The organism is Reyranella sp., from assembly GCF_965279625.1.
Lineage (GTDB): Bacteria > Pseudomonadota > Alphaproteobacteria > Reyranellales > Reyranellaceae > Reyranella.
The window spans coordinates 387,773-412,509 of the sequence record NZ_OZ257251.1; the positions used below are offsets into that span (position 1 = coordinate 387,773).

At 65.1% G+C, this 24,737-nt stretch carries 22 protein-coding genes and 2 tRNA genes; 19 read left to right on the forward strand and 5 right to left on the reverse strand.

The window, feature by feature from the left end:
- The first annotated feature begins 49 nt into the window (after window positions 1-49).
- The 4 genes from ACQY78_RS01730 (at window position 50) to ACQY78_RS01745 (ending at window position 4,366) form a co-directional block, all read left to right on the forward strand.
- Window positions 50-1,405, forward strand: a complete 1,356-nt coding sequence (locus ACQY78_RS01730; RefSeq protein WP_428682162.1) for an arylsulfatase — start codon at window positions 50-52, stop codon at window positions 1,403-1,405.
- Window positions 1,402-2,364 carry a Bug family tripartite tricarboxylate transporter substrate binding protein gene (locus tag ACQY78_RS01735; RefSeq protein WP_428682164.1) on the forward strand — a complete coding sequence of 321 codons (963 nt, stop codon included), beginning with the start codon at window positions 1,402-1,404 and terminating at the stop codon, window positions 2,362-2,364. Before ACQY78_RS01730 ends, ACQY78_RS01735 begins: the two co-directional genes overlap by 4 nt.
- 95 nt (window positions 2,365-2,459) lie before the next feature.
- Complete coding sequence (locus tag ACQY78_RS01740; RefSeq protein ID WP_428682166.1) at window positions 2,460-3,299, forward strand: TauD/TfdA dioxygenase family protein; 840 nt, start codon at window positions 2,460-2,462, stop codon at window positions 3,297-3,299.
- A gap of 92 nt (window positions 3,300-3,391) precedes the next feature.
- Window positions 3,392-4,366 (forward strand): hypothetical protein, encoded by a 975-nt coding sequence (locus ACQY78_RS01745; protein ID WP_428682168.1) that lies wholly within the window; start codon window positions 3,392-3,394, stop codon window positions 4,364-4,366.
- On the opposite strand, the gene ACQY78_RS01750 is transcribed toward ACQY78_RS01745, so the two are convergent.
- Entirely contained in the window at window positions 4,363-6,099 is a 1,737-nt protein-coding gene (locus tag ACQY78_RS01750; protein ID WP_428682170.1) for a serine aminopeptidase domain-containing protein, read from the reverse strand. The genes ACQY78_RS01745 and ACQY78_RS01750 overlap by 4 nt on opposite strands.
- 150 nt (window positions 6,100-6,249) lie before the next feature.
- Between ACQY78_RS01750 and ACQY78_RS01755 the strand changes: the two genes are divergently transcribed.
- Genes ACQY78_RS01755 through ACQY78_RS01775 form a run of 5 tightly spaced genes read left to right on the forward strand, consistent with a single transcriptional unit; the run spans window position 6,250 to window position 11,953 of the window.
- A complete protein-coding gene (locus tag ACQY78_RS01755) occupies window positions 6,250-6,501 on the forward strand; it encodes an acyl carrier protein (RefSeq protein ID WP_428686311.1) in 252 nt (83 codons plus the stop codon).
- Window positions 6,498-7,658, forward strand: a complete 1,161-nt coding sequence (locus ACQY78_RS01760; protein ID WP_428682172.1) for an acyl-CoA dehydrogenase family protein — start codon at window positions 6,498-6,500, stop codon at window positions 7,656-7,658. The genes ACQY78_RS01755 and ACQY78_RS01760 overlap by 4 nt, the downstream gene beginning before the upstream one ends.
- Window positions 7,655-8,578, forward strand: coding sequence for an amino acid--[acyl-carrier-protein] ligase (locus ACQY78_RS01765; RefSeq protein ID WP_428682174.1), 924 nt, complete (start codon window positions 7,655-7,657; stop codon window positions 8,576-8,578). Before ACQY78_RS01760 ends, ACQY78_RS01765 begins: the two co-directional genes overlap by 4 nt.
- The gene (locus ACQY78_RS01770; protein WP_428682176.1) at window positions 8,562-9,533 is read left to right on the forward strand and encodes a DUF1839 family protein; all 972 of its coding nucleotides are present in this window, start codon (window positions 8,562-8,564) and stop codon (window positions 9,531-9,533) included. The genes ACQY78_RS01765 and ACQY78_RS01770 overlap by 17 nt, the downstream gene beginning before the upstream one ends.
- Window positions 9,533-11,953 carry a glycoside hydrolase family 2 protein gene (locus ACQY78_RS01775; protein ID WP_428682178.1) on the forward strand — a complete coding sequence of 807 codons (2,421 nt, stop codon included), beginning with the start codon at window positions 9,533-9,535 and terminating at the stop codon, window positions 11,951-11,953. The genes ACQY78_RS01770 and ACQY78_RS01775 overlap by 1 nt, the downstream gene beginning before the upstream one ends.
- On the opposite strand, the gene ACQY78_RS01780 is transcribed toward ACQY78_RS01775, so the two are convergent.
- Genes ACQY78_RS01780 through ACQY78_RS01795 form a run of 4 tightly spaced genes read right to left on the reverse strand, consistent with a single transcriptional unit; the run spans window position 11,950 to window position 15,902 of the window.
- On the reverse strand, window positions 11,950-13,143 hold the full coding sequence (locus ACQY78_RS01780; RefSeq protein ID WP_428682180.1) for a CaiB/BaiF CoA transferase family protein: 1,194 nt from the start codon (window positions 13,141-13,143) through the stop codon (window positions 11,950-11,952). The genes ACQY78_RS01775 and ACQY78_RS01780 overlap by 4 nt on opposite strands.
- Window positions 13,140-14,063 carry a hypothetical protein gene (locus ACQY78_RS01785; protein WP_428682182.1) on the reverse strand — a complete coding sequence of 308 codons (924 nt, stop codon included), beginning with the start codon at window positions 14,061-14,063 and terminating at the stop codon, window positions 13,140-13,142. The genes ACQY78_RS01780 and ACQY78_RS01785 overlap by 4 nt, the downstream gene beginning before the upstream one ends.
- Window positions 14,064-14,100: 37 nt before the next feature.
- Window positions 14,101-15,507, reverse strand: a complete 1,407-nt coding sequence (gene glnA, locus ACQY78_RS01790; RefSeq protein WP_422036081.1) for a type I glutamate--ammonia ligase — start codon at window positions 15,505-15,507, stop codon at window positions 14,101-14,103.
- Between the two features lie 56 nt (window positions 15,508-15,563).
- Complete coding sequence (locus ACQY78_RS01795) at window positions 15,564-15,902, reverse strand: P-II family nitrogen regulator (RefSeq protein WP_324504790.1); 339 nt, start codon at window positions 15,900-15,902, stop codon at window positions 15,564-15,566.
- 199 nt (window positions 15,903-16,101) lie between these two features.
- Between ACQY78_RS01795 and ACQY78_RS01800 the strand changes: the two genes are divergently transcribed.
- The 10 genes from ACQY78_RS01800 to clpX all read left to right on the forward strand — a co-directional run bounded on the left by ACQY78_RS01800 (window position 16,102) and on the right by clpX (window position 24,678).
- On the forward strand, window positions 16,102-17,265 hold the full coding sequence (locus ACQY78_RS01800; RefSeq protein WP_428682185.1) for an aminotransferase: 1,164 nt from the start codon (window positions 16,102-16,104) through the stop codon (window positions 17,263-17,265).
- Window positions 17,266-17,426: 161 nt separating this feature from the next.
- Window positions 17,427-18,086: a TetR/AcrR family transcriptional regulator gene (locus ACQY78_RS01805; RefSeq protein WP_428682187.1), complete on the forward strand. Its 660-nt coding sequence runs from the start codon at window positions 17,427-17,429 to the stop codon at window positions 18,084-18,086.
- Window positions 18,083-18,700 carry a TetR/AcrR family transcriptional regulator gene (locus ACQY78_RS01810; RefSeq protein ID WP_428682189.1) on the forward strand — a complete coding sequence of 206 codons (618 nt, stop codon included), beginning with the start codon at window positions 18,083-18,085 and terminating at the stop codon, window positions 18,698-18,700. The genes ACQY78_RS01805 and ACQY78_RS01810 overlap by 4 nt, the downstream gene beginning before the upstream one ends.
- A complete protein-coding gene (locus ACQY78_RS01815) occupies window positions 18,697-19,338 on the forward strand; it encodes a TetR/AcrR family transcriptional regulator (protein WP_428682191.1) in 642 nt (213 codons plus the stop codon). The genes ACQY78_RS01810 and ACQY78_RS01815 overlap by 4 nt, the downstream gene beginning before the upstream one ends.
- Window positions 19,339-19,393: 55 nt before the next feature.
- A tRNA-His gene (locus ACQY78_RS01820) sits at window positions 19,394-19,470 on the forward strand.
- A 32-nt stretch (window positions 19,471-19,502) separates the two neighbouring features.
- Window positions 19,503-20,996 carry an NAD(P)H-hydrate dehydratase gene (locus tag ACQY78_RS01825; protein WP_428682193.1) on the forward strand — a complete coding sequence of 498 codons (1,494 nt, stop codon included), beginning with the start codon at window positions 19,503-19,505 and terminating at the stop codon, window positions 20,994-20,996.
- Between the two features lie 88 nt (window positions 20,997-21,084).
- Window positions 21,085-21,169, forward strand: a tRNA-Leu gene (locus ACQY78_RS01830).
- Between the two features lie 18 nt (window positions 21,170-21,187).
- Window positions 21,188-22,534, forward strand: a complete 1,347-nt coding sequence (tig, locus tag ACQY78_RS01835) for a trigger factor (RefSeq protein WP_428682195.1) — start codon at window positions 21,188-21,190, stop codon at window positions 22,532-22,534.
- 76 nt (window positions 22,535-22,610) lie between these two features.
- Window positions 22,611-23,261, forward strand: coding sequence for an ATP-dependent Clp protease proteolytic subunit (locus ACQY78_RS01840; RefSeq protein ID WP_428682197.1), 651 nt, complete (start codon window positions 22,611-22,613; stop codon window positions 23,259-23,261).
- A 145-nt stretch (window positions 23,262-23,406) separates the two neighbouring features.
- Window positions 23,407-24,678 (forward strand): ATP-dependent Clp protease ATP-binding subunit ClpX, encoded by a 1,272-nt coding sequence (gene clpX / locus ACQY78_RS01845; RefSeq protein WP_428682199.1) that lies wholly within the window; start codon window positions 23,407-23,409, stop codon window positions 24,676-24,678.
- Window positions 24,679-24,737: the final 59 nt, after the last annotated feature.

A 24,737-nucleotide genomic window follows, 5' to 3' on the forward strand; every position in this document is an offset into this window, starting at 1 on the left:
AGAGCGCCCCGCTGTCACTCTTCGTGCGTCTTTCAGAGGAGCGTGACCCGTGACCGTTCGCCCGCCCAACATCCTGCTGATCCTGGCCGACAATCTCGGATGGGGTGAACTCGGCTGCTACGGCGGGGGCGTGCTGCGCGGCGCGCCGACGCCGCGGATCGACGCCCTCGCAGCGGAAGGCCTGACCTGCCTCAACTTCAACGTCGAGAGCGACTGCGTGCCGACGCGCTCGGCGCTGATGACCGGCCGTCATCCGATCCGGACCGGGGCGATGCAGTCTGTTCCGGCCGGTCTCCCCCAGGGCCTGATCCCCTGGGAGATCACGATCGGCGAGCTGCTGCAGGGCGCCGGCTATGCCACCGCCTGCTTCGGCAAATGGCATCTCGGCGACCGCGAGGGGCGACTGCCCAAGGATCGCGGCTTCGACGAATGGTACGGCATTCCGCGCACGTCGAACGAAGCCATGTTCACGGCGGCGCCGGGGTTCGATCCCACGATCGTGCCGATGCCCTATGTGATGGAGGGCGTGAAGGGAGCGCCGGCGCGAGACCTCGCGGTCTACGACCTCGAGCAGCGGCGCCTCATCGACGGGGAGATCACGCGCCGAACAATCGACTTCATGGAGCGCCAGGCGAGCGCCGGCCGGCCGTTCTTCGCCTACGTGCCGCTGACGCAATTGCACTTCCCGACCTTGCCGCATCCCGACTTCGCGGGCCGCACCGGCGCCGGCGACTTCGCCGACGCGATGGCGGAGATGGACCATCGCGTGGGCGAGATGCTGGATGCGATTGACCGGCTGGGCCTACGCGAGGACACGCTGGTTCTCTTCGGCAGCGACAACGGGCCGGAGTTCCGGCGGCCGTGGCGCGGTACCGCCGGGCCCTGGCGCGGCACCTATCACACGGCCATGGAGGGCGGGCTTCGGGTCCCGTTCATCCTGCGATGGCCGGGCCGAATCGCGCCGAGCCGCACGACGGAGGTGCTGCACATCACCGATCTCTATCCGACCCTGGCCAAGGTCGCCGGCGCCCCGCTGCCGGCCGACCGGCCCATCGACGGCATCGACCAGCTCGGTTTCTTCCTGGGCGAGCAGCCGAAGTCGGCTCGTGAAGGGTTTCCCTATTACATCAAGACCGAGCTGCGGGCGGTGAAATGGCGCGACTGGAAGATGCATCTCATGTGGGAGGTCGAGCCCAACGAAGGCCCGATCAAGCTGGAGACGCCCTATCTGTTCAATCTCGTGAAGGATCCGAAGGAGGAGACCGACGCGAACATGGATGAAGGATGGGTGCGCGGCCCGATCCGCCGGCTGATCGAAGCGTTCCAGGAGAGCCTCAAGGCCCATCCGCCGATTCCCCCCGGCGCGCCGGACGGGTTCGTGCCGGGCGGGAAAGCGGGCGCATGAGGCGCGCGCTCCTTCCGCTCCTCGCCGGCTGCCTCGCGCTCTCGGCCTTCGCGGCTGCGGCGCAGGACTGGCCGAGCAAGCCCATCCGCATCGTCGTGCCCTTTCCCTCCGGCGGGACCACCGACACCGCGGTTCGGCCGCTGGCGGACCGGCTGTCGCAGCAGCTCGGCGTGTCGGTCGTGGTCGATAACAAGCCGGGCGCGGCCGGCCGCATCGGCTATGACTTTGCGGCGAAGGCGGCCCCCGACGGCTATACGCTGCTCGCGGGCACGGACAGTCTCGGCCTGCAGCCGCATCTCGATCCGCCGCCCAACTACGATCCCATCCGCGACTTTGCGCCGATTGCCCAGCTCTCGTCGCAGCCTCTGGTGATTGCCGTGCATCCGTCGCTCGGCGTCACCACGCTGCAGCAGCTTGTCGAGCTCGGCCGCACGCAGCGCGAGCCCCTCGGGTACGCCACATCGGGGATCGGCTCGTCGCAGAATTTCGCCGGCGAATGGTTCGCCCGCGTCTCCGGTCTGAAGATGCTGCATGTGCCGTATCGCGGCGGCGGGCAGGCCGTGAACGATCTTCTCGCCGGGCAGGTCCAGCTCGCGGTACTGGGGATCGCGCCGCTGATCCCCTATCAGAAGTCGGGCCGGATTCGCATCCTGGCCGTCACCACGGCCGAGAGATCGCCGGCGCTGCCGGACGTGCCTACCTTGAAGGAGCTGGGTTACGACGTCGTCGTTGACCAGTGGATGGCGCTGCTGGCGCCTGCGAAGGTGCCGCCGGCGATTCTCAGCCGGATCAATGCTGAGGTGAATGCGGCCCTGGGCGATGCGCGACTGCGGGAGATCTACGCGGGCGCGGCGATGCGGCCCGTCGGTGGCAGCGCCCAACACCTCGGCGCCTTGCTCGAGAACGACTATCGCCGTTTCGGCACGCTGACCAAGGAATTGAACTTCAAGGCCGAGTAGGGCGTCCTTCCGCTCTCCGGCTCGCGCCTTTGTGCGGTCGGCCGTTCCTGCGTTAGGCTCATCCGACGCAGTGAACCGACGGGAGACGCAGGACTATGCCGGAAGTCGTTCCCAACGCAGCCGCCCTGGGCGCGCGCATCGAAGGACTCGATCGCGATACGGCCACCCAGCCCGCGGTTGCGGCGCTGCTGAACCAGGCGCTCGCCGAGCATCTGCTGGTCGTGGTTCCGGGAGAACCGATGACTCCCGAGCAGACGCGCGACTTCGCAGCAGCGTTCGGCAAGCCGCAGATCCAGCTGCTGCGCTACAAGCGCAGCGGCGCCGTCCCGGAAGTTTCGGTGATGGTGAGCACGCTGATGGACGACGGGACGACCGACAAGACGGCGATCCGGGCCGAGGACTGGCACACCGACGATTCCTATTTCACCGTCCCGGCCAAGGCGACCCTGCTGCATGGGATCGAGATCCCAAGCAAAGGCGGCGCCACCTGGTTCTGCAACATGCATTCGGTCTACGAGGCGCTGCCCGAGGCCACGAAGAAGCGGATCGACGGCAGGCGCGCCATCCATGGCTACGATACGCCGCGCGCCCGCAACCGACCCTCTCCGCGCACGCCCGAGGAAATTGCCGAGACGCCCGATGTCGAGCATCCGCTGGTACGGACCCATCCCGTCACGGGCCGCAAGGCGCTCTACCTCAACCCCAACCGGCTCGACCGCATCGTCGGGCTGGAGCGGGCCGAGAGCGACGCGCTGCTCGACGAGCTGGCCGACGAAGCACGCAAGCCGCAGCACCATTTCGGCCATGTCTGGAGCCGGGGCGACATCGTCGTCTGGGACAACCGCGCCACCATGCACCGGGTGGTGATCGACTATCCGATGGGCGAGAGCCGCATCATGCAGCGCGTGCTGATCGAGGGCGACCGGCCCTCCTGATGAAGATGCCGGCTTCGGCGCGCCGACCAGCGCGATGGACCGGGCCGGCGCTCGCGGTCCTGACGGTCGTGGTCTGCCTTCTCGCAGCGGAAATGGCGCTTCGTCTCCGGCAGTCGACCGACCTTCTTTGGCGCTTCCCGAACTTCATCCAGCTCGACCTGCAGTCTGACGAATCGGAACGTCCCCAGCTGCGTTACGATCGCGTGCTGGGCTGGGACCTCCAGCCCGGCGCTTCGGGCCTTCTCGCGGGCAGGCCCATCACGATCTCGGCGGAGGGATTTCGTAACCACACGCCGGGCGTCAGGGTCGGCAGAGGAGCTGCGATCCTTGCGGTGGGCGATTCCTACACCGAAGGCTATGCCGTCGCCGATGACGAGACCTGGCCCGCCCATCTCGAGCATCTCAGCGGCCGTCTCGTACTGGCCGCGGGGGTCCGCGACTACGGGTTGGACCAGATGGTCCTGAAGGCCGAGCGCTTGGTGCCTGTGCTGAGGCCTGACACCGTCGTGCTTGCCTTCATCGCGTCCGACATCGACCGCACCGGGCGCGCGGCCCGCAACATGCGACACAAGCCCTATTTCGCGGTGTCCGGCGACGGGCTGGTGCTGCGTAATGTCCCGGTGCCGACAGGGCCGGTCCCGGGCCCGAATACGCCGATACGGCGGGTGCTCGGGCATTCCTATCTGCTTCACTTCATCATGGGCCGAGTGGGTGCCTATGAGCTGTGGCGGGGCGATACCGTCGATACGGGACAGGATAGCGATCTCGTCGCGTGCCGGCTGATGGCCCGGTTCGCGGCGCTCGCGCAACGCGAGAAGGTCGAGGCACTGGTGGTCGGGTTTCCCCGGTATGAAGACTGGGCCTGGCCGAAGAACGGGGAGCGGCAGCACCGGAGGGTGGCTGCCGTTCTCGACTGCGCGCGCAGAGCCGGCCTGAAGACGCACAATACCAAAGAGGCCTTCGTAAAGGCGGGCGTGGCAGAGGATCCGGAATCCTTCTTCTCCGACTGGCATTTCAACGACAGGGCCAATGCGTTGGCCGCGCGTCTGATCGCGTCCGTTCTCTAGAGCCGCGACTTGCGGAGGAAGTCGATCATCTCCACGGCAGCGTCGTGGCGGCTGTCGACAGAGATCAGCGCATGGTCCATCCGCGGAACGATGCGCACCTCGGAGCCGCGATAGCGCGCCAACGCGCGGGGCTCCAGGGTGAACTCGCGCCGGAACGGCTCAAGGTCCTGCTTCGCCGGTGACAGCAGGAAAAGCGTTTTGACGCCCCGTGCACAGAGATCGCCAAGCGCCGACTGAGCGAACGACAGTTTGGGGACGAGTCCGATGAGCCGGCCAATCCCGCGGGCCGTTCGTCTCAGGTAGCGCAGGCCGCGGACCCAGAGCGAATGCAGGGTCATGCCGATGTCGACCCGTCCGCTGACCAGCGCGCGCCAGCTGTTCAGGTTGGACAGCTTGCGGAGATAGAACAGGGGCGTCAGCTGGTCGTGATCGAGGTAGGCGATCTCAGCGAGACTGCGCGGCAGGGTGAAAAGCGGCTGGTTGACGAGAATCAGGGCACCGATCCGATGCTCGGCCAGTGCTGCATGGAAGGCGTGGAAGGCTCCCGAACAAATGCCCTGGATCGTGAAGCGCTCGTGGCCGCGCGCCTCGAGCGCGTCGATCATCGCGCGAATGTCGGACGTCCTGTCGGCAAAGGCATGACTGATAATGTTCTCTCTGCCGCGCGGGCCGAGACTGTCGCCGAGGCCGGCAAAATCGGCGCGCAGGGAGGAGAATCCGCAACGGGCGAGGCGGCGTGCAAATCCAACTCCCTGCCGCGAGGCGCCATAGCGCGGATCTCGCCCACCATTCACGATGATCACGGCGTGCCGCGAAGGCCCGGTCTGCGGATCGCAGACGATCCCGAACAGGCGTCGGTCCGGCCCAAAATGCAGCGTCGTCTCGACACAGTCTTCCGGCAACAGCGTGGCCTCGGCCGGCAGGTCGAGGGGCGGGACCGCTCCTGGGAGCGAGCCTTGTGCGGCCGGAAATGCCGCCGCCATCCAGTCGATCGCTGCGCGATAAGTGGGGAGCTGGACGGCATCGAACGTGGGATGGCCAATGAGGGAGTCGAGATCGCGGCTCCAGCCCCCTGCCGTTACCTCGGCGCCGGCGTGTCTCCAGGCGACCAGGCACTCGTCGACGAGCCGGGTCTCTGCACGGGAAAACACCGCAACTCTCTGTTCCGCGGATGGCGGAAGCGTCCGCAAATCCGTGGCGGCGATCTGTTCGATCGTTGTTCCGCTGAACTCGAATTCACCGACCTCGATTCCGCCGTCCCCAGGCAGGGCGCGTCCGCCATGCAGTTCGGCGTCGAGTTTCAGCTGACGCACATAGGAGCGGCCACTGACGGTGGGTTCGAACAGAAGAAGCCCGGCGACGTCGGTGCGCCGGGCGGCTGCCAGAGCCGCCAGAAGGGCGCCCGCCCGCATGCCGCAGATCACGAGTTTGGGAACGCCACTCGCTCTCCTCAGCCAGTCGGCAGTTTCAGCGATGCTGTCCTGCCACGTCGTCCAGTGGCCGTCCGAGCGTCGGACGGTGTTGTCGCAGGAATCGCCGGTGCCGGGATAGGCAAGGCGAACGGTCCAGAAGCCCGCCCTTGCCAACTCCTCGGCAAGAACCCTGAGGGCGCAATACGCCACGAGTTCGTCCCCGAGCAAGCCGGGGCAAACCAAAACGGCGATGTCGTTGCGGCGATCGTCGACCGGCGTGTGAAGCCAGCCGAAGCAGTTGCCGACCTCAATCGGCCTCATCCTTCCATGGTCTCGATCTGGCATGTCCCGCCACACAAAGGCGCCTGCGAATTAGTTTCTTCCCAAAAGCAGATTATCCTGAGCTATAGGAATTGCTCACGATATTTTGATTCCGATGCGGCTTGTGGAGGAGGGGCGGTGGCTTCGCTGTTGAAAACTCGCATTAGAACTGCGCTGGGGACTGTCGGGTGCCTGCAACTTGGCGCCGATAGCCTCGCAGACGATGCCGATCTCTATGAGGCCGGCCTGACATCGCACGCCACGGTGAGCCTCATGCTGGCTCTGGAGGAAGCCTTCGATGTCGAGTTTCCCGATCGCCTGCTTCGTCGCCGTACCTTTGCCAGTATAGACACCATCGCCGAGGCTCTCGCAGAGATCGGTGTGCGCGACGAGACGCCATGAACCCGTGGCTTGCCGCCGCCCGTGAGGTGGGGATCGAAGTCGCCGCACCGCATGCCGCCGATGTGGATCTGCGGGCACGGTTTCCGACGGAAGCCGTCGCGGAGCTGAAGCAGCGCAAGCTTCTCGGGATCATGGTGCCCGAGACCGACGGCGGTCCCGGTGCCGGTATCGGTGAGGTCGCGTCGATCTGCCTTGAACTCGGACAGCACTGCGCATCCACGGCAATGATCTATGCGATGCACCAGATTCAGGTCTCCTGCATCGTTCGTCACGCCGGGAGCAATCCCTGGCTGCTCGGATTCCTGAGGCGGCTCGTCGAGGAGCAGCTCCTGCTCGCGTCGGCGACTTCTGAAGCCGGGATCGGCGGCGACATAAGGTCGAGCGCCTGCGCGCTGCAGGAAAGCGGGGGGCGCTTCAAGCTGGTCAAGCAGGCGCCGGTGATTTCCTATGGCGAGGAGAGCGATGCGATCCTCGTGACGGCTCGCCGCGCGCCACAATCGCCGGCGTCTGATCAGGCAATCGTCGTTGTCCCGCGTGCCGACGTCGAACTGGAGCCACAGGAGACCTGGAACACGCTGGGCATGCGCGGCACGTGTTCCAGAGGCTACCGGCTGGCAGCGGAAGTCGAGGCGGCACAGGTCATTCCAAAGCCTTTCGCGGACGTATCGGCGCAAACGATGCTCCCGACGTCTCATCTCGTGTGGAGTGCCGTGTGGTTGGGGATCGCCACCGGTGCGTTCGACCGGGCACGCACCTTCGTGCGCATGGAAGCGAAGAAGAAGCCAGGTAAGCCGCCGCTCGGTAGCGAGCGGCTGGCCGAAGCGTCGAGTGACCTGCAATCTGCGAAGAGCAATCTGGAGGGCTGCCTTCGCCGGTATGAGGAGGCGATCGGCTCGGAAGACAGGCTCTCGGCTTTGGCCTTTGTCGTTGCCATGAACAATCTGAAGCTCGGCAGCTCGCGATCGGCACTAAAGATCGTTGACCAGGCGATGTTGATCTGCGGGCTGGCCGGCTATCGAAACGATTCGCCTTTCAGCCTGGGACGCCATCTGCGCGACGCTCATTCGGCGGTCTTGATGGTGAACAACGACCGCATCATCGCGAGCAACGCGAGCTTGGCTCTGGCAGTGCGGGACAATCCGGAGAGTCTGACGTGACGGATAATGCCTCCGCCGCCTATGAGGCCTTCAGGGACGAGCTGCTCGCCCAGGGCCTGCTGATCTCCATGGGCGTCGATGGACTATACGGACGGAGCGGTGCCTTCGAACATGTCGTGGAGCGCCTGAACGAGGCGATCGCCGCAGTGGGAGATCCCGACCGGCCGGAGATCATGCGCTTCCCGCCCGGCATCGGCCGCCTCCAGCTCGAGAAGAGCGGCTATGTCCGGAATTTTCCAAATCTTGCCGGCACGGTCGCAAGCTTTGCCGGCTCCGACCACGATCACGCCGTGCTTCTCCACACGCTGTCGAAGGGCGAGAGCTGGACGAACACGCAACAGCTGACCGAAGTCGCCCTCACACCGGCCGCCTGTTACGGTGTTTATCCGGCGATCGCGTCACGCGGACGGCTGGGCACCGATGGCGCCTTGATCGACGTTTACACATGGTGCTTCCGCCACGAGCCCTCCATCGATCCGGCACGTATGCAGATGTTCCGGCAACGCGAGCATGTCCGGATCGGCACGCATGGGCAGGTCTCGGCGTTTCGTGCTCTGTGGCTCGACCGGGCGCGAGGACTCGTCGATGCGCTCGGACTGCCCGCCGCGATCGAAGTTGCGAACGATCCGTTCTTCGGCCGAGTCGGCAAGCTTCTCGCTGCCAGTCAGCGCGAGGGCAATCTCAAGTTCGAGCTTCTGGTGCCGATCGTCGCCGGGGGACCGCGAACGGCCTGCGTCAGCTTCAACGACCATCAGGATGTCTTTGGCCGCGCCTGGGCAATCGAGACGGAAACCGGGGAGACGGCGCACACGGCTTGCGTCGGATTCGGCGTGGAGCGGCTCACGCTCGCTCTCTTTCGTCATCACGGCTTCGCCCTGGAGAGTTGGCCGGGCAGCGTGCGCCATGTCCTCGGACTCTGATAGCGTCGATCTTCTGGGATTGAGTCCGACAACGTGGCGGCCAAGCACGCTCCATGGCGGCGATCGGGTTTGGCCCGAGACGAATTGCTACGTCGACGTATGGGTCGAACTGCTGACGGCGCTGGATCATCCCGTGGAGGCGGCGCTTGCCTTCACGGTGCTCCAGGATTTCGAGGGCGATCACTTCACCTTCTTCAAATTCCCCCTCGAGGACTTGCAAACGCTCTACGGCCTGTCCGTGCAGGAGCTTGCCATCTACGAGTCGGTCGAGGCCCGGACGATCGTCCAGCTCCGCCGTGGGCGGCCGGTCTTGGTCGAGGTCGATGCCTTCTGGCTACCCGATGCGGTCGAGGCCTATCGGAAGGCGCACGTAAAGACGAGCATCGCCGTGATCGCGCTCGATCCGCGACGGCAGAATCTGGGATATTTCCATGGTATCGGCTACCACGAGGCGAGAGGCGAGGATTACGAGGGCCTGTTCCATCAGCCGATAAGCCTCTTTCCCTATGCCGAGTTCGTGAAGCGCGACAGCCGGGCGCTTGAGGGCGCGGACCTGCGGGAAGCGTCTCTCGCGCTTCTTCGCCGCCATCTGCGGCATCGCCCGGGGGCCAATCCAATCGGTGCTTGGCGTGCCGCTCAGCCGGTGCTGCTGGCGCAGTTGGCAAAGTGCGACATGGCCTATTTTCATCTTCATGCCTTCAACGTCCCGCGCCAGCTCGGTGCCAACTTCGAGATGCTGGCCACCTACCTGAACTGGCTCGGTGCCGGCGGGGTCGCTGGTCTTGCAGATGCCGCGGCGGCGAGCCGGCGCATTGCGGAGGCCGCCAGGGCGGCACAATTCCAACTCGCGCGCATGGTCCATCGCCGCAAATTCGACGCCGGCGCCCTGGCACTGCGCGCCATGGAAAAAGATTACGACTTCGTATTCGCTACGTTGACCGAACGGTTCGCCTGATGAGCGCTGAAGGCGCGCTCGGCGGCGGCTGGCAGCTCGCCGTGACCGCGGCGGGGTCTGCTCGCACTCCCATGGACCTGCCTCCGTCGCTGGACTGGGTTCCCGCCGCCGTGCCGGGAACGGCGGCCGAGGCGCTGCGCAATGCCGGCCGCTGGACGCTCGAGCAGCCGCTTCCGCTGCACGACCAGGACATCTGGTATCGCAACCGCTGCAGCGGCAGCGGACCCCATTCGCTGCGCTTGGAGGGTCTGGCGACTCTGGCCGAGGTCTGGCTCAACGGTCGGTCGATCCTCACCTCCGACAATATGTTCCTGGCGCATGAGGTCGCGGTCGATCTGTCCGGCGACAACGAACTCGCCATCGTCTTTCGCTCGCTCGACGCCGAGCTGGTGCGTCGCAAGAAGAGGGCTCGCTGGCGGACCGCACTGGTCGAGAATAACGCGTTGCGCCAGGTGCGAACGACGCTGCTTGGCCACATGACCGGCTGGCAGCCGCCCGTGCAAGCGGTGGGGCCGTGGCGCGGTATCGCGCTGGTTCAGGAATCCGGCTCATTGCGGGTTCGCGGCAAGCAGGTTCGCGCCACGCTCGACGGCAACGACGGCGTGCTCGAGGTTTCGCTCGATGTCGATTGCCGCGGCGAGCGGCCGCCGGCGCGGCTGGAGGTTGCCGGTGCCGCTGCACCGCTTCAATGGTCCCGCGATGGACGTCTCGAAGGCAGGATGCGGTTGGCGGATGTCGAGAAATGGTGGCCGCACACCCATGGCAGGCCGTTCCTCTATCCCGTCCGCGCGGTCCTGGATGGCGCCGGATTCGATCTCGGCCATGTCGGTTTCCGGTCGATCGACGTCGATCGCGGCAGAGATGGTGGTGGCTTCACGCTCCGCGTCAACGGTCGGGCGATCTTCGCCCGAGGCGCCTGTTGGAGCACCGCCGACCTCTTCACGCTGACGGGTGCGCGCCAGGCACTGGAGCCGTGGCTGCGTCGCGCACGGGATGCAAACATGAACATGATCCGGGTCGGCGGGACGATGCTCTACGAGAGCGACGATTTTTTCGACCTGTGCGACGAGCTCGGGATCCTGGTCTGGCACGACTTCATGTTCGCCAACATGGACTATCCGATCGGCGACGCAGGGTTCCGGGCGACGGTCGAGACGGAAACCGAGCAGTTCGTGATGCGCGTTGGAAGCCGTCCATCGCTCGCGGTCCTGTGCGGCGGCAGCGAGGTCGCCCAGCAGGCGGCGATGCTCGGATTGCCCCCGTCTTTGTGGACCAACCCGATCTATGACGAGCTTCTGCCGCGGATCGTCGAGGCCCACTGCCCGGACGTCGTCTATTTCGCGCATTCACCGGGCGGCGGAGACCTGCCGTTCCAGACCGATAGGGGCGTCTCGCATTATTACGGGGTCGGCGCCTATCTGCGGCCCATCGAAGACGCCCGGCGCGCCGATGTCAGGTTCGCCGCCGAGTGCCTTGCCTTTGCAAACATGCCGTCCAAGGCGACACCTGCCGGGCCTGCGGAGATCGTGCCACGCGATCGCGGCACCGATTGGGATTTTGGCGACGTGCGCGACCACTATCTGACGCTGCTCTACGGCGTCGAGGCCGTGCGGCTTCGAGCCGACGATCCGGAGCACTATCGCCGATTGTCGCGAGCCGTGACGGCGGACGCCATGGACGCCGTCATCGCAGAATGGCGGCGGCCTGCGTCACGTTGCGCCGGAGCGCTGGTCTGGATGCTGAAGGACCTGAGCCCTGGCCCCGGCTGGGGTGTCGTGGATTGGACCGGAATTCCCAAGCTCGCCTGGCACGGTCTGCGTCGCGCCTTCCGGCCGATACAGGTTGCGCTGACGGATGAAGGCGTGAATGGGCTGGGCATACACTTGATCAACGAGAGCAGGGAGCCGGTTCCGGCACGGCTGTCGCTGATCTGCCTGCGGGCGGGCGACGTGGTCGTCATACGACGCGATTGCGAGATCGTGATGCCGGCCCGCAGCAGCCGAACGATGACGTCGGCGGAACTCATCGGCTCGTTCTTCGACGTCACCTATGCTTATCGGTTTGGCCCGGCGCCGCTCGAAGTCGCGGTGGTGACCTTGAACGAGGCGGCAACGGGCGAGCGCCTCGGCGAAGCGGCCTACTTTCCGCAGGGCCGTTCCGTGCTTGCGCACGACCCCGGCCTGTCGGCGAAACTGGAGCGGGAAGGGGGCGACTGGGTGCTCGAGGTCTCGGCCGCCCGTTTCGCGTCCTGCATCCAGATCGAAGCCTCCGATCACTACTCGGAGGATGAGGGCTTCGACCTGCTGCCGGGCGAGCACCGGCGAGTGAAGCTGGTGGCCATCGGCGCGGCCGATGAGGCACCGGCCGGCGAGGTTCTGTCCGTGACGCCCGCACGCTCTGCGGGCTGTCGATTCGGTTAGCGCACGGCGCCCGACGTACGAAGCGCGTCGATCTCGGCGCCACTGTATCCCGCCTCGGCGAGAATCGCGCTGGTATGCTCGCCGAGCCGGGGCGCATGGGTCTCGACTGGACGTTCTCCGCCCGAGAATTTGTTGGCGCGCCTTGAACGGCGGATCCGGCCTTCGCTGGGATGGTCCTCGGGCTGGAAGAAGCCGACATCGACGAGATGCGGGTCGGTGAGCAGATCGTCGATCGTGTTGTAGCGAGCCGCGGGCACGTCGAGCCTGTCGAAGATCTCCAGCCATTCCGCCGTCGTCTTTTGTGCGAGGCCGGTCTTGCGGATCTCGAAATAGGCGGCGGCGTTGTTGGTGCGGGCAAAGGCGCTGTCGAAGCGCGGGTCGGTCTTTAGCTCGGGCCGACCGATCGCCTCGAAGAAGGCGAAGGCCTGCTGGTTGGTGTTAGGTCCGACGGTGATGTAGCCGTCCTTGGTGGGCAGCGGACGATAGTCGGGGCTGAGCAGGCGGCCGTCGCCGCTGGGACCGATCGGCGGATCGAAGGTCGCGGCGCCCAGATGCTCGCTCGATACGAACGAGGCCATGTTCTCGAGCATGGGCACGTCGATGGCTTCGCCGTGGCCGGTCTTCTCGCGGCGGTACAGCGCGAAGCCTATGCACTGGGCGGCGATCAGGCCTGTGGTGTGATCGCTCATCACCATCGGCACGAAGCGCGGCTCGCCGGTGGCGCGTTCCAAGGTGCCGGCGACGCCGGACAGGCTCTGCACGATGGGATCGTAGGCGGGGCGGTTGTAGTAACGGCCGCCGCGGCCGAAGGCCAGGATCGAGCAGTGGATCAGCTTCGGGTTCTTCTTTGCGAGACTGGCATGGTCAAGCCCGGCGCGGGCGAGGGCCTCGGGCCGGACGTTGCTCACGAACACGTCGGCCTTTTCGATCAGGCGATGAAGCGCGGCGAGCCCTTCGGGCTTCTTGATATCGAGCACGATCGACCGCTTGTTGCGGTTGAAGTTGATGAACTTGCCCGACATGCCGGGATTGCGGCTGCCCTGCGCCATGGTGCGCAGGAGATCGCCGCCGGGAGCCTCGACCTTGATGACCTCGGCGCCGTAGTCGGCGAGGGTACGCGTGCAGATCGGCCCGACGACCACCGTCGTCAGGTCTACCACCTTCACGCCAGAGAGCGGACCACCGCTCACGCCGCGAACTCCAGGTCCATCTCGCCGCACAGCACGCCGTTCTTGTCGGCGGCCCAGAGCTTCAGCTTGCTGTCCTTCTGGTCCTCGCCGCGGACCTCGATCAGGTCGCCGACCCAGAGTGGATGGACGAGGCGGGCGCTGTAGCCCTTCAGCTCGCCCCTGGCATGCTTCAGCGCGGCGTCGACCATCAGGTGCATCGACAGGCCGCCGTTGGAGACGATGGCGGGATAGCCTTCCTCGCTGCGCGTGTAGTCGCCGTCATAGTGGATGCGATGGGCGTTCCAGGTGATGCCGCCGTAGCGGAAATTGAGCGTGTTGGTGAGGGACGTCGTCTCGGTCCAGGACTGGTCGGTGCGCGCCGGGGTCGCCACCGTGGCAGTGGTCTTCTGGCCCGGCGGCACGGCGGGACGGTAGATCGCATCGAACGTGTCGGAAGCAATGGTCCTGCCGCCCTGTTCGATCGTGTGACGCATCGTCAGCACGAAGATGTCGCCCGAGCGCCCGGTCTTGGGGACGATGTTCGCCACCTCGGCCTTCTTCAGCGCCGGCTCCCCGGCCTTGAGGCGGCCCATGATCTCGACCTGGCGGCCGGCGCCCATGCGACGCGGCATCGGGATCGGCGGCAGGACGATGCCCTTGTTGGGATGGCCATCGGGACCCAGCTCCCCCTGGCGGACGGTCTCGGCGAAGAAGACGGTGAACCAGTGCGGCGGCAGCTCCTGGCCGCGCTTGATCGAGTCCGGGTCGACGTCGAAGGTCGCGGCGACGCGGCGGACGGCCATCATGCCGATATCGTCCTCGACCGTGCGCACCCGCCCGATCCACGGCCGCAGGGTCTCCATCGCTTCGTCCATCCAGCCCATGTCCGTTCCCTCGAAGGTTTTGCGGCGCGCATCCTCCAACAAAAGAAGGGCCCGCAACAGCGGGCCCTTCCATGATCCGAAAGATCGGAAAAGATCAGATCGAGTAGTACATCTTGTACTCGATCGGGGCCGGCTGGTGTTCCCAGTTGTAGACCTCTTCCCACTTGAGCTCCATGTAGGCGTCGATCTGGTCGTCGGTGAACACGCCACCCTGGGTGAGGAACGAGCGGTCGGCGTCGAGGGCGTTGAGGGCCTCGCGCAGCGAGCCGGCGACGGTCGGAACCTTGGAGAGTTCTTCCGGCGGCAGGTCGTACAGGTTCTTGTCCATCGGGTCGCCCGGATGGATCTTGTTCTTGATGCCGTCGAGTCCGGCCATCAGCATCGCCGCGAAGGCGAGGTACGGGTTGGCCGACGGATCGGGGAAGCGGACCTCGACGCGCTTGCCCTTGGGCGAGGACGCGTAGGGGATGCGGCACGAGGCCGAGCGGTTGCGCGACGAGTAGGCCAGCAGCACCGGCGCCTCGAAGCCCGGGATGACGCGCTTGTAGGAGTTGGTGCTGGCGTTGGTGAAGGCGTTCAGCGCCTTGGCGTGCTTGATGATGCCGCCGATGTAGTACAGCGCCGTCTCCGACAGGTCGGCATAGCCCGAACCGGCGAACAGCGGCTTGCCGTCCTTCCAGATCGACTGATGGCAGTGCATGCCCGAGCCGTTGTCGCCATAGAGCGGCTTCGGCATGAAGGTCAGCGACTTGCCGTAGCTGTGGGCGACGTTGTGCAGCGAGTACTTGTACTTCTGCACGTTGTCGGCGGTCTTCACGAGCGTGTCGAACTTGAAGCCGAGTTCGTTCTGCGCCGGGGCGACCTCGTGATGGTGGATTTCCATGACCAGGCCCATGTCGGTGCAGACCGACATCATCTCGGCGCGCAGGTCGTTGTGCGTGTCGACCGGCTGGACGGGGAAGTAGCCGCCCTTGACGCCCGGACGATGGGCCAGGTTGCCGCCTTCGACGGCAACGCCGGTGTTCCACGGCGATTCGTTGGAGGAGATGCTGTAGAAGCTGCCCTGCATCTGCACGTCATAGCGGACGTCGTCGAACACGAAGAATTCGAGCTCGGGGCCGAACACCGCGGTGTCGCCGATGCCGGACGACTTCATGAAGGCTTCTGCGCGCTTGGCGGTCGAGCGCGGGCAGCGGGCGTAGAGCTGGCCGGTCGAGGGCTCGACGACGTCGCAGCTCACGATCAGCGTGGTCTGCGCGGTGAAGGGATCGAGCACGGCGGTCGAAGGATCCGGCATCAGGATCATGTCGGACTCGTTGATCGCCTTCCAGCCCGCGATCGAGGAGCCGTCGAACATCACGCCGTCCTCGAAGGTGCCTTCGTCGGTGGCGGACGCCATGCGGGCCGTGTGCTGCCACTTGCCGCGAGGATCGGTGAAGCGGAAGTCAACGAACTTGACGTCCTTTTCCTTGATCAGCGCGAGAACCTGTTTGGCATCCATAGTCGATCGTCCCTCTACTTGTGGTTTACTTCTTCAGCCCCCGAAAGGCCGGGTCCTCATACGGCGGCGTCACCACGCTCACCAGTACGAATTCGAATCGCGTCGTCGATGCTCGACACGAAGATTTTGCCGTCGCCGATGCGACCGGTATGCGCGGAGGCGCGGATCGCCTCGACCGCCTTTTCCACCATCTCGTCCTCGATGATGAGTTCGAGCTTCACCTTCGGCAGGAAGTCGACGACGTACTCTGCGCCACGATAAAGCTCGGTATGGCCTTTCTGACGGCCGAAGCCCTTGGCCTCGAGAACCGTGATGCCTTTCAGGCCGATCTGGTTGAGGGCGTCCTTTACCTCGTCCAGCTTGAAGGGCTTGATGATCGCTTCGATCTTCTTCATTTGGCTTGAGACACTCCGCACGCAGGCACCGGGCCCTCCGATCAGAAGAGCCCGTATGAGGATAGGGAAGCACACTTCATGCCAGAATTTTCCACAGGGCGCTGCGGGAAATCTGGCTTCAGTCTGTCTGTTTTGAGGGCGGAATGATCAAAATACAATCAAAATACAGAGCAAAAATTAGACACCGAGAGATGTCCGCATGAAATCCGCAAACTCCACGATGGCCGGGCTCGGCACGACAGTGTTCGAGGTCATGTCGGCGCTCGCGCGTGAGCACCAGTCGGTCAATCTCGGGCAGGGCTTTCCCGACGACAAAGGGCCCGAAGAGGTGAGGGCGGCGGCAGCGGACTATCTGCTGAACGGTCACAACCAGTATCCGCCGATGATGGGGATTGCGGAGCTGCGCCAGGCGGTTGCGGACCATGCCAGGCGTTTCCAGGGGCTCGACATCGACTGGCAAAGCGAGGTGCTGGTGACCTCCGGAGCGACCGAAGCGCTGGGCGACTGCCTGTTCGGCCTGATCGAGCCGGGCGACGAGGTGGTGCTGATCGAGCCTCTCTACGATTCCTATCTGCCGATTGTGCGGCGGGCAGGGGGCGTGCCGAAGCTGGTGCGGCTCGAGCCGCCGACCTGGCGTCTCCCGCGGGAGGAGCTGGCGGCGGCGTTCGGGCCGAAAACCAAGCTCATCCTGTTCAACACGCCGATGAATCCCTGCTCGAAGGTCTTCGACCAGGAGGAACTGGCCTTCATCTCCGAGCTTTGCCTCAAGCACGATGTCTACGCCGTGTGCGACGAGGTCTACGAGCACATCATCTTCGATGATCGCCGTCACGTCTCGCTCATGACCTTGCCCGGCATGCGGGACCGGACGGTCCGCATCGGCTCTGCCGGCAAGAGTTTCAGCCTCACCGGGTGGAAGGTGGGGTACATCACGGCCGCGCCCGAGCTGATGAAGGCGATCGCCAGGACCCACCAGTTCATGACATTCACGACGCCGCCCAACCTGCAATGGGGCGCCGCCACGGGATTGCGACTGGAAGATCGGTACTTTTCGTCACTCGCCGTCGACATGCAGCGCAAGCGGGACCGTCTTGCCGGCGCCCTCGCGACGATCGGCTTCGACGTGCTGCCGTCGCACGGGACCTATTTCGTGACGACCGACTTCCGCCCGCTCGGGTTCAACGGCACGGACGAAGATTTCTGCCGCCACATCACCGTCGAGGCCGGTGTGACGGCCGTCCCGGTCAGCGCTTTCTACCAGTCCGAAGCTGCACCCCGACATTTTGCGCGATTCTGCTTCTGCAAACATGATAGTACGCTGGACAGCGCCATAGATCGCTTGGCGAAATATTTTGCGCGCTAATCTCCTCGTATTTGCAGTAAACTGACCTTAGGATGCAATTGTCGCCTGTTTTTGGGAGGGGCCACCCCCCTTGGGTGGAGGTTTGAGTTGAGAATGCTATTGATTTGCTCCTCGAGTCTCATCGTCGCGGCCTGGGCCTCGGCGGCGAGTTCGCTCTAAGGATGAGCTGGATCGACCCTCCTTCTCGACGCCCGGCTCCCTCGAAGACCATCAGGGTAGATGGCCGTCGACTTCGCAGCGAGCGAACGAAGCAGCTCATCGTCGAAGCCTATCTGGCCCTCATTCGGGAAAACCCGCAGACTCCGTTGCCGACGGCGGCGGAGATCGCGGCCCGCGCAGGCTATTCGGTTCGCTCCATTTTCGAGCGTTTTCCGGATCTCCATACGCTGCGCGTGGCGGCGGCGGACTACGCGCTCGCGCATGCCGCAGCGCTGGCGCCGGCACGCGACGTCGACGGCCACCGGGCGACGCGAATCAAATCACACGTGGAGACCAGGGCCGGAACCTGCGAACGCGGCATTTCCTTGTGGCGGTCGCTGGTCTTCAACATCGACGAGAATGATGATCTGAAGGTCCGAATCAAGCTGGCGCGCGACCGAACGATCGAGCGTATGGAACTCATGTATCGGCCGGAACTGTCGGCGCTTCCGGCGACAGAGCGGCGAGCTGTCCTGATTGCCCTTGAGGCGATCACCGATATCGAGAGTTGGGCGCGGCTTCGCGGGTTCTATGGCCTGTCGTTCGTTGAAGGATGCGCGGCGTGGATTTCGGCCGTCGACCGGATTCTGCCGTCGACGCCGATGGACGCGCCGGTTTTATGAGCACGCGTCCCACCAAGGTCGACGGCCGCCGCCTTCGCAGCGAGCGGACCAAGCAGCTGATCATCGAGGCCTACCTCGCGCTCGCCCAGGACCTGTCGCCGCGTGTGCCGACGGCAGCCGAGATTGCGGAAAAGGCTGGTTATTCGGTGCGATCGATCTTCGAGCGGTTTCCCGATGTCCGCGCCCTCCAAGTCGCGGCCTTCGACTACTGCTTTGCGCAGATATTGGCGCTGGCGCCGCCGCGAGGTGCCGACGGTGATCGCATGAGCAGGATCGAGGCGTACGTCCGGACGCGCGGCCAGACCTGTGAACGATGGGCGCGGCTGTGGCGCTCCCTGGTCGTCAACCAGGGGGACTCGCCGGAGTTGAAGGAACGCATCCGCCTGGGGCGCACCCGCGTAACAGACCGTATAGAGCACATGTTCGCGGCGGAGTTCTCCATGATGGAGGCAGAGCAACGACGTCAGACGCTGATCGTGGTCGAGGCGCTGACGGACGTGGAGAGCTGGGGACGCATGCGCGAGTTCTTCGGCCTGTCCTTCGACGACGCCTGCCACGTCTGGACGCAGACGATCGATCGGCTGCTGCCCAAGAGCTCGGGCGAGGCTGCGTGACCGCCGCGGGTGGAGGGGTGCCCGCGCCGCTGGACAAGCCCGAACCCGTGGATGGCCGCCGCCTGCGCAGCGCGCGGACACGGCAGCTCATCATCGACGCCTACCTGGCGCTTCTTCGCGAAAGGCCGCAGATTCCAACAGCCGCTTCGATCGCCCATCGTGCCGGATATTCGGTAAGATCCGTCTTCGAACGCTTTCCGGACCTTCACGCGCTGCGCGTGGCTGCAACCGACGAGGCGCTGCTCAGAGGAGCCGCGACGGTGGCAGCCCGCCCGGCGATCGGGACGCGCGCGGAACGGCTGAAAGTCCATGTCGAAATGCGCGGTCGCAGCTGCGACGAATGGTTGCCTCTTTGGCGAGCCCTCAATGCGAATCAGGGCGATTCGCCGGAACTGAAGGCGCGCGTGCGACTCATCCGCGAGATGGTGATGCGACGCATCGAGGAGGTCTATGCGCCGGAACTTTCCACGCTGGATGAGCACGCGCGGCGCCAGACGGTCCTGGCCCTCGAGTCGCTTGTGGATTTCGAGAGCTGGGCACGCCTGCGCGGGCAGTTCGAACTGTCGTTCGACGAGGCTTGCGCCGTCTGGGTGCGTGCCATCGATCGGCTGTTGCCTCCAGCCCCTGCTGATTGTTGACGCTACGGTCGCCGGAGCGTAGGAAGGCGCGCTTCGTCGGGAGCGATCCGCGATGGCGGCCGTAGCTCAGTTGGTTAGAGCGCCAGATTGTGATTCTGGATGTCGCCGGTTCAAATCCGGTCGGCCGCCCCAATCGCCCCCGTACAATGCCCCAGATGCCTGACATGCAAGACCTCATTCCCAGCGACGCGCTCGCGCTCCTCGGCTGCGCGCAAATGGCGAGAGCAGACGCCTTTGCCATCGCCGCCGGTGTTTCGGGCGCGACTCTGATGGAGGCCGCCGGAAGGGCAGTGGCCTTCGCGGCGATGGAACGCCATCCGCGCCGTGCCGCCCTGGTTCTGTGCGGGCCGGGCAACAATGGCGGCGACGGCTTCGTCGCCGCGCGATATCTGCACGCGGCGGGCTGGCCGGTCCGAATGGTGCTCTTCGGACAGGCCGAGGCGCTCAAAGGCGATGCTGCCTGGGCTGCCGGGACGTGGAAGGGGCCAATCGAACGCTGGTCGCCGGCGCTGCTCGACGGCGCGCCGCTCGTGATCGACGCGATCTTCGGTGCCGGCCTGAGCCGCCCGGTCGATGGCGAGATTGCCGCCGCCATCGAACTCGTGAACGAGCGGAAGCTCCCGGTCGTCGCGATCGACGTGCCGAGCGGTCTCCACGGCGACACCGGCGAAATCCTCGGGCGGGCCTTTCAGGCGGAAACGACCGTCTCTTTTTTTCGCGCCAAGCCCGGTCACTACTCCGTGGAGGGGTTACGTCGCTGCGGCCGCCTCCGCATCGTCGATATCGGCATTCCGTCGGCCGCGCTGGCGTCGATCGCGCCCCGGGCCTGGTTGAATGCGCCGGCCCTGTGGGCGCACCTGTTGTGCCGGGACGACATTGCCGACCACAAATATGCCCGGGGGCATCTCACCATCCTGGCCGGGCCCCATGCCACCGGCGCGGCGCGCCTTGCGGCGCTGGCGGGCCGCCGTGTCGGGGCCGGACTGGTGACGATTGCGGGATTTCGGTCGACCCTGACCGCGTATCAGGCTGCCGAGCCCGGCAACCTCGTGGTCGAAGCCGACGACGGTGCGATGTTCGCCAACCTGCTGGAAGACGAGCGGCGCAATGCGGTCCTGATCGGTCCGGGATCGGGGGTGATCGATCGAACGAAGGACGCGGTCCTCGCGGCCCTGGGCGCGCGGCGTCACGTCGTCCTGGATGCCGACGCCATCACTGTCTTCTCGGCCGATCCCGAACTTCTCTTCGGGCGCATCGCAGGACCCGCATTGCTCACGCCACATGAGGGAGAGTTTCGGCGGCTTTTCCCCGACCTGGCCGGTACCGAAGGCAAGCTGGAGCGGGTCAGGCGGGCGGCGGCACGAAGCGGGGCGACCATCTTGCTGAAGGGACCGGACACGGTGATCGCTGAACCAGGCGGCCGCGCTGTCATCAACGTCCATGCCTCGCCGGCTCTTGCCACCGCCGGGTCGGGCGACGTCCTGGCCGGGTTGATCGGGGGCCTGCTGGCCCAGGGCCTCACGCCGTTTGCCGCAGCGTCCGCCGCGGCATGGCTGCATGGAGAATGTGCGCTCCAATTCGGTCGTCACGGGCTGATCGCGGAGGATTTGCCCGCTCTTTTGCCGCGCGTGCTTCAGTCGTTGTCGTCCTTCAATTGACCGTTCATCGGGGTCGGGCTAAGAGGCGCGCGATTCGGCCTTCGCGGCACGCCCCGATGGCTCAGGATGTGTTTTGGGCAGGCTTCGGGCGGGCGTGGTGGAATTGGTAGACACGCGAGATTTAGGTTCTCGTGCCGCAAGGCGTGGGGGTTCAAGTCCCTCCGCCCGCACCAGGAAATGGAAGTGAGACAATGCAAGTTACGGAACTCTCGGCTGAAGGCCTGAAGCACCAATTCAAGATCGTCGTCCCCGCGAGCGACCTGTCGGCGAAGATCGACGAGCGCCTGGCCGAAATGGCGAAGACTGCGGCCCTGCCGGGCTTCCGCCCCGGCAAGGTGCCGGTCAGCCTGCTGAAGAAGCAGTATGGCCAGGCGTTGTTCGGCGAGGCCGTCGAGGCCGCCGTCAATACCAGCACGGCGAAGGCGATCGAGGATCGCGGCCTGAAGCCCGCGCTGCAGCCGCGCGTCGACCTGAAGCAGCTCGAAGAGGGCAAAGACGTCGAGTTCGAAGTCGTGGTCGAAGTGCTGCCGGAGATCGGCAAGCTCGACTTCTCGGGCATCGAACTCGAGCGGCTCAAGGCCGAAGTTCCGGAAAAGGATATCGACGAGGCGCTCGATCGCATCGCCAAGGCCAACCGCGAGCAGAAGCCCGTGGATCCCCCGCGTCCGGCGCAGAAGGGTGACGCGATCAAGCTCGACTTCGTGGGCTCGGTCGACGGTGTCGAGTTCCCCGGCGGTACGGCCAGCGACTACACGCTGGAACTCGGCTCAGGCTCCTTCATTCCGGGTTTCGAGGACCAGCTCGTGGGCGCCGAGGTCGGCAAGACCGTCGACGTCAAGGTCACCTTCCCGGCCGAATACGGTGCACCCGAACTCGCCGGCAAGGACGCCGTGTTCAAGTGCACGATCAAGGAAATCCACGAGTTCGTCGACAAGCCGGCAGACGACGAGCTGGCGAAGAAGAGCAACTTCGAGAACCTGGAGGCCATGCGCAAGGCCATCGGCGAGCGCATCGGCCAAGACTACAACCAGATCTCGCGCACTATGATCAAGCGCCAGCTCCTCGACAAGCTTGCGGAAACCCACAAGTTCGAGGTGCCGGAAGGTCTCGTCGAAGGCGAGTTCAACGCGATCTGGCAGCGCATCGAGGAAGCCAAGAAGAAGGGCGAGAAGCTCGAGGACGACGAGGAGAAGATGCGCAAGGAGTACCGCGAGATCGCGGATCGCCGTGTGCGTCTCGGTCTTCTGCTCGCCGACATCGGTCGCTCCAACAGCATCGACGTGACGCCCGAGGAACTCAACCAGGCGGTAATGCGCGAAGCCATGCGCTACCAGGGCCAGGAGCGCCAGGTGCTCGAGTTCTTCAGCAAGAACGCCGAGGCGAAGGACCAGCTGCGCGCGCCGATCTTCGAGGAGAAGACGGTCGACTTCATTCTGGAGCTGGCCAAGGTTTCAGAGAAGTCGGTTACCCCCGAGGAACTGCTCAAGGCCGCCCGCGAGGCGGAAAACGAGGAGCCTGCGGAAGCGGCGGCGAATTGATCCAGGGCCGGTGCCCTTGAACAGGGCCACCGGCGCTGCCACTTTCCGTAGCACTGTCACTCATGGGGGCCACGCGATGATTCGCGACCGCGATCCGCTGGAAGTTCACAACAACTACTACGTGCCGATGGTGGTCGAGCAATCGGCGCGCGGCGAACGCGGCTACGACATCTGGTCGAGACTGCTGAAGGAACGGATCATCTTCCTGAACGGCCCGGTCGAGGACCATGTGGCTGGCGTGCTCTGCGCCCAGCTGCTGTACCTCGAAGCCGAGAACCCGACGAAGGACATTTCGTTCTACATCAACTCGCCCGGTGGCGTGGTGACGTCCGGCTTGGCGATCTACGACACCATGCGGTACATCCGCCCGCACATCTCGACCCTCGTCTATGGCCAAGCGGCGTCGATGGGCTCGCTGCTGCTGACGGCGGGCGAGAAGGGCAAGCGCTTCGCCCTGCCGAACGCCCGGATCATGATCCACCAGCCGTCGGGCGGCGCCCAGGGCCAGGCTACGGATATCGAGATTCATGCCCGGGAGATCCTTGCGACCCGGTCGCGTCTTAACCAAATGTACGTGGAACATACCGGCAAGCCGCTCGAGGTGATCGAGCAGGCCATGGAGCGCGACAAGTTCTTTGCGCCCCTGGAAGCCAAGGAGTTCGGCCTTATCGACGACGTGCTCGAGAAGCGGCCGACCCCCACGACCATCCAGGCGGCTGCCTCCTAAAGGGGCAGCAGCGACCAATTGTTTCCCGTTCGCACGGCGACACACCATATTTTGATGTTGTCGCCGTCCGGGCGGCACGTTTAACATAGGCTTGTGTGCGGGCCCGCAGGTCGTAGGGCCCCCCAAGCGGAGGTGCGTTACCGACATGCCAGCCGCCAAATCCGGGGGTGATTCCCGCAACACCCTGTATTGCAGCTTCTGCGGCAAGAGCCAGCATGAAGTCCGCAAGCTCATTGCCGGGCCGACCGTGTTCATCTGCGATGAATGCGTCGAACTCTGCATGGACATCATCAGGGAAGAGAGCAAGACGACTCTCGTCAAGTCGAAGGATGGCGTGCCGTCTCCAAAGGAGATCCGGCAGATCCTCGACGACTATGTCATCGGACAGGATCGGGCCAAGCGCATCCTGTCCGTCGCCGTGCACAATCATTACAAACGGTTGAGCCACGGCGGCAAGGCGAACGACGTCGAGATCGCCAAGTCCAACATCATGCTGATCGGGCCGACCGGGTGCGGCAAGACCCTGCTGGCCCAGACGCTGGCGCGGATGCTGGACGTGCCGTTCACGATGGCCGACGCCACGACGCTTACCGAAGCCGGCTATGTCGGCGAGGACGTCGAGAACATCATCCTGAAGCTGCTGCAGTCGGCCGATTACAATGTCGAGCGGGCTCAGCGCGGCATCGTCTACATCGACGAGGTCGACAAGATCAGCCGCAAGTCCGACAACCCGTCGATCACTCGCGACGTGTCGGGCGAGGGCGTGCAGCAGGCGCTCCTGAAGATCATGGAGGGCACCGTGGCCTCCGTGCCGCCGCAGGGCGGGCGCAAGCATCCGCAGCAGGAGTTCTTGCAGGTCGATACGACCAACATCCTGTTCATCTGCGGTGGCGCGTTCTCCGGCCTCGACAAGCTCATCGCCATGCGTCGCCAGGGCACGTCGATCGGCTTCGGTGCCGAAGTCCGCGGACCCGAAGATCGCCGGACCGGCGAGATCCTGCGGGACCTTGAGCCCGAGGATCTGCTGCGCTACGGCCTGATCCCCGAGTTCGTCGGCCGTCTGCCGGTCGTGGCGACGCTCGAGGACCTCGACGAGGTCGCGCTGATCGAGATCCTGACACGGCCCAAGAACGCGCTGATCAAACAGTATCAGCGTCTGTTCGACATGGAGAACGTGAAGCTCAAATTCTCCGACGATGCCCTGCGCGCGGTGGCCCAGAAGGCGATCATGCGCAAGACCGGTGCCCGCGGGCTTCGGTCCATCATGGAGACCGTCCTGCTCGACACCATGTACGACCTCCCGTCGCTCGACGGGGTCGAGGAAGTGGTGATCAACCGGGAAGTGATCGAGGGTCGCGCCCAGCCGCTTTATGTGCATGGCGAGCGCAAAGAAGGCGCGGCGGCTGCTCCGGCCTGAGTTTTGCTGCGTCGGCGGTAACCGTCGCCGGCGGTCTCCCCGACGGGGCTTGAACAACC

What these genes read in the sequence shown, in the direction of transcription:
- ACQY78_RS01735 (WP_428682164.1), top strand. Translation starts at nt 1,402, where the DNA reads ATGAGGCGCGCGCTCCTTCCGCTCCTCGCCGGCTGCCTCGCGCTCTCG.
- ACQY78_RS01740 (WP_428682166.1), top strand. Translation starts at nt 2,460, where the DNA reads ATGCCGGAAGTCGTTCCCAACGCAGCCGCCCTGGGCGCGCGCATCGAA.
- ACQY78_RS01745 (WP_428682168.1), top strand. Translation starts at nt 3,392, where the DNA reads ATGGCGCTTCGTCTCCGGCAGTCGACCGACCTTCTTTGGCGCTTCCCG.
- ACQY78_RS01750 (WP_428682170.1), bottom strand. Translation starts at nt 6,099, where the DNA reads ATGAGGCCGATTGAGGTCGGCAACTGCTTCGGCTGGCTTCACACGCCG.
- ACQY78_RS01760 (WP_428682172.1), top strand. Translation starts at nt 6,498, where the DNA reads ATGAACCCGTGGCTTGCCGCCGCCCGTGAGGTGGGGATCGAAGTCGCC.
- ACQY78_RS01770 (WP_428682176.1), top strand. Translation starts at nt 8,562, where the DNA reads ATGTCCTCGGACTCTGATAGCGTCGATCTTCTGGGATTGAGTCCGACA.
- ACQY78_RS01775 (WP_428682178.1), top strand. Translation starts at nt 9,533, where the DNA reads ATGAGCGCTGAAGGCGCGCTCGGCGGCGGCTGGCAGCTCGCCGTGACC.
- glnA (WP_422036081.1), bottom strand. Translation starts at nt 15,507, where the DNA reads ATGGATGCCAAACAGGTTCTCGCGCTGATCAAGGAAAAGGACGTCAAG.
- ACQY78_RS01795 (WP_324504790.1), bottom strand. Translation starts at nt 15,902, where the DNA reads ATGAAGAAGATCGAAGCGATCATCAAGCCCTTCAAGCTGGACGAGGTA.
- ACQY78_RS01800 (WP_428682185.1), top strand. Translation starts at nt 16,102, where the DNA reads ATGAAATCCGCAAACTCCACGATGGCCGGGCTCGGCACGACAGTGTTC.
- ACQY78_RS01805 (WP_428682187.1), top strand. Translation starts at nt 17,427, where the DNA reads ATGAGCTGGATCGACCCTCCTTCTCGACGCCCGGCTCCCTCGAAGACC.
- ACQY78_RS01810 (WP_428682189.1), top strand. Translation starts at nt 18,083, where the DNA reads ATGAGCACGCGTCCCACCAAGGTCGACGGCCGCCGCCTTCGCAGCGAG.
- ACQY78_RS01825 (WP_428682193.1), top strand. Translation starts at nt 19,503, where the DNA reads ATGCAAGACCTCATTCCCAGCGACGCGCTCGCGCTCCTCGGCTGCGCG.
- tig (WP_428682195.1), top strand. Translation starts at nt 21,188, where the DNA reads ATGCAAGTTACGGAACTCTCGGCTGAAGGCCTGAAGCACCAATTCAAG.
- ACQY78_RS01840 (WP_428682197.1), top strand. Translation starts at nt 22,611, where the DNA reads ATGATTCGCGACCGCGATCCGCTGGAAGTTCACAACAACTACTACGTG.
- clpX (WP_428682199.1), top strand. Translation starts at nt 23,407, where the DNA reads ATGCCAGCCGCCAAATCCGGGGGTGATTCCCGCAACACCCTGTATTGC.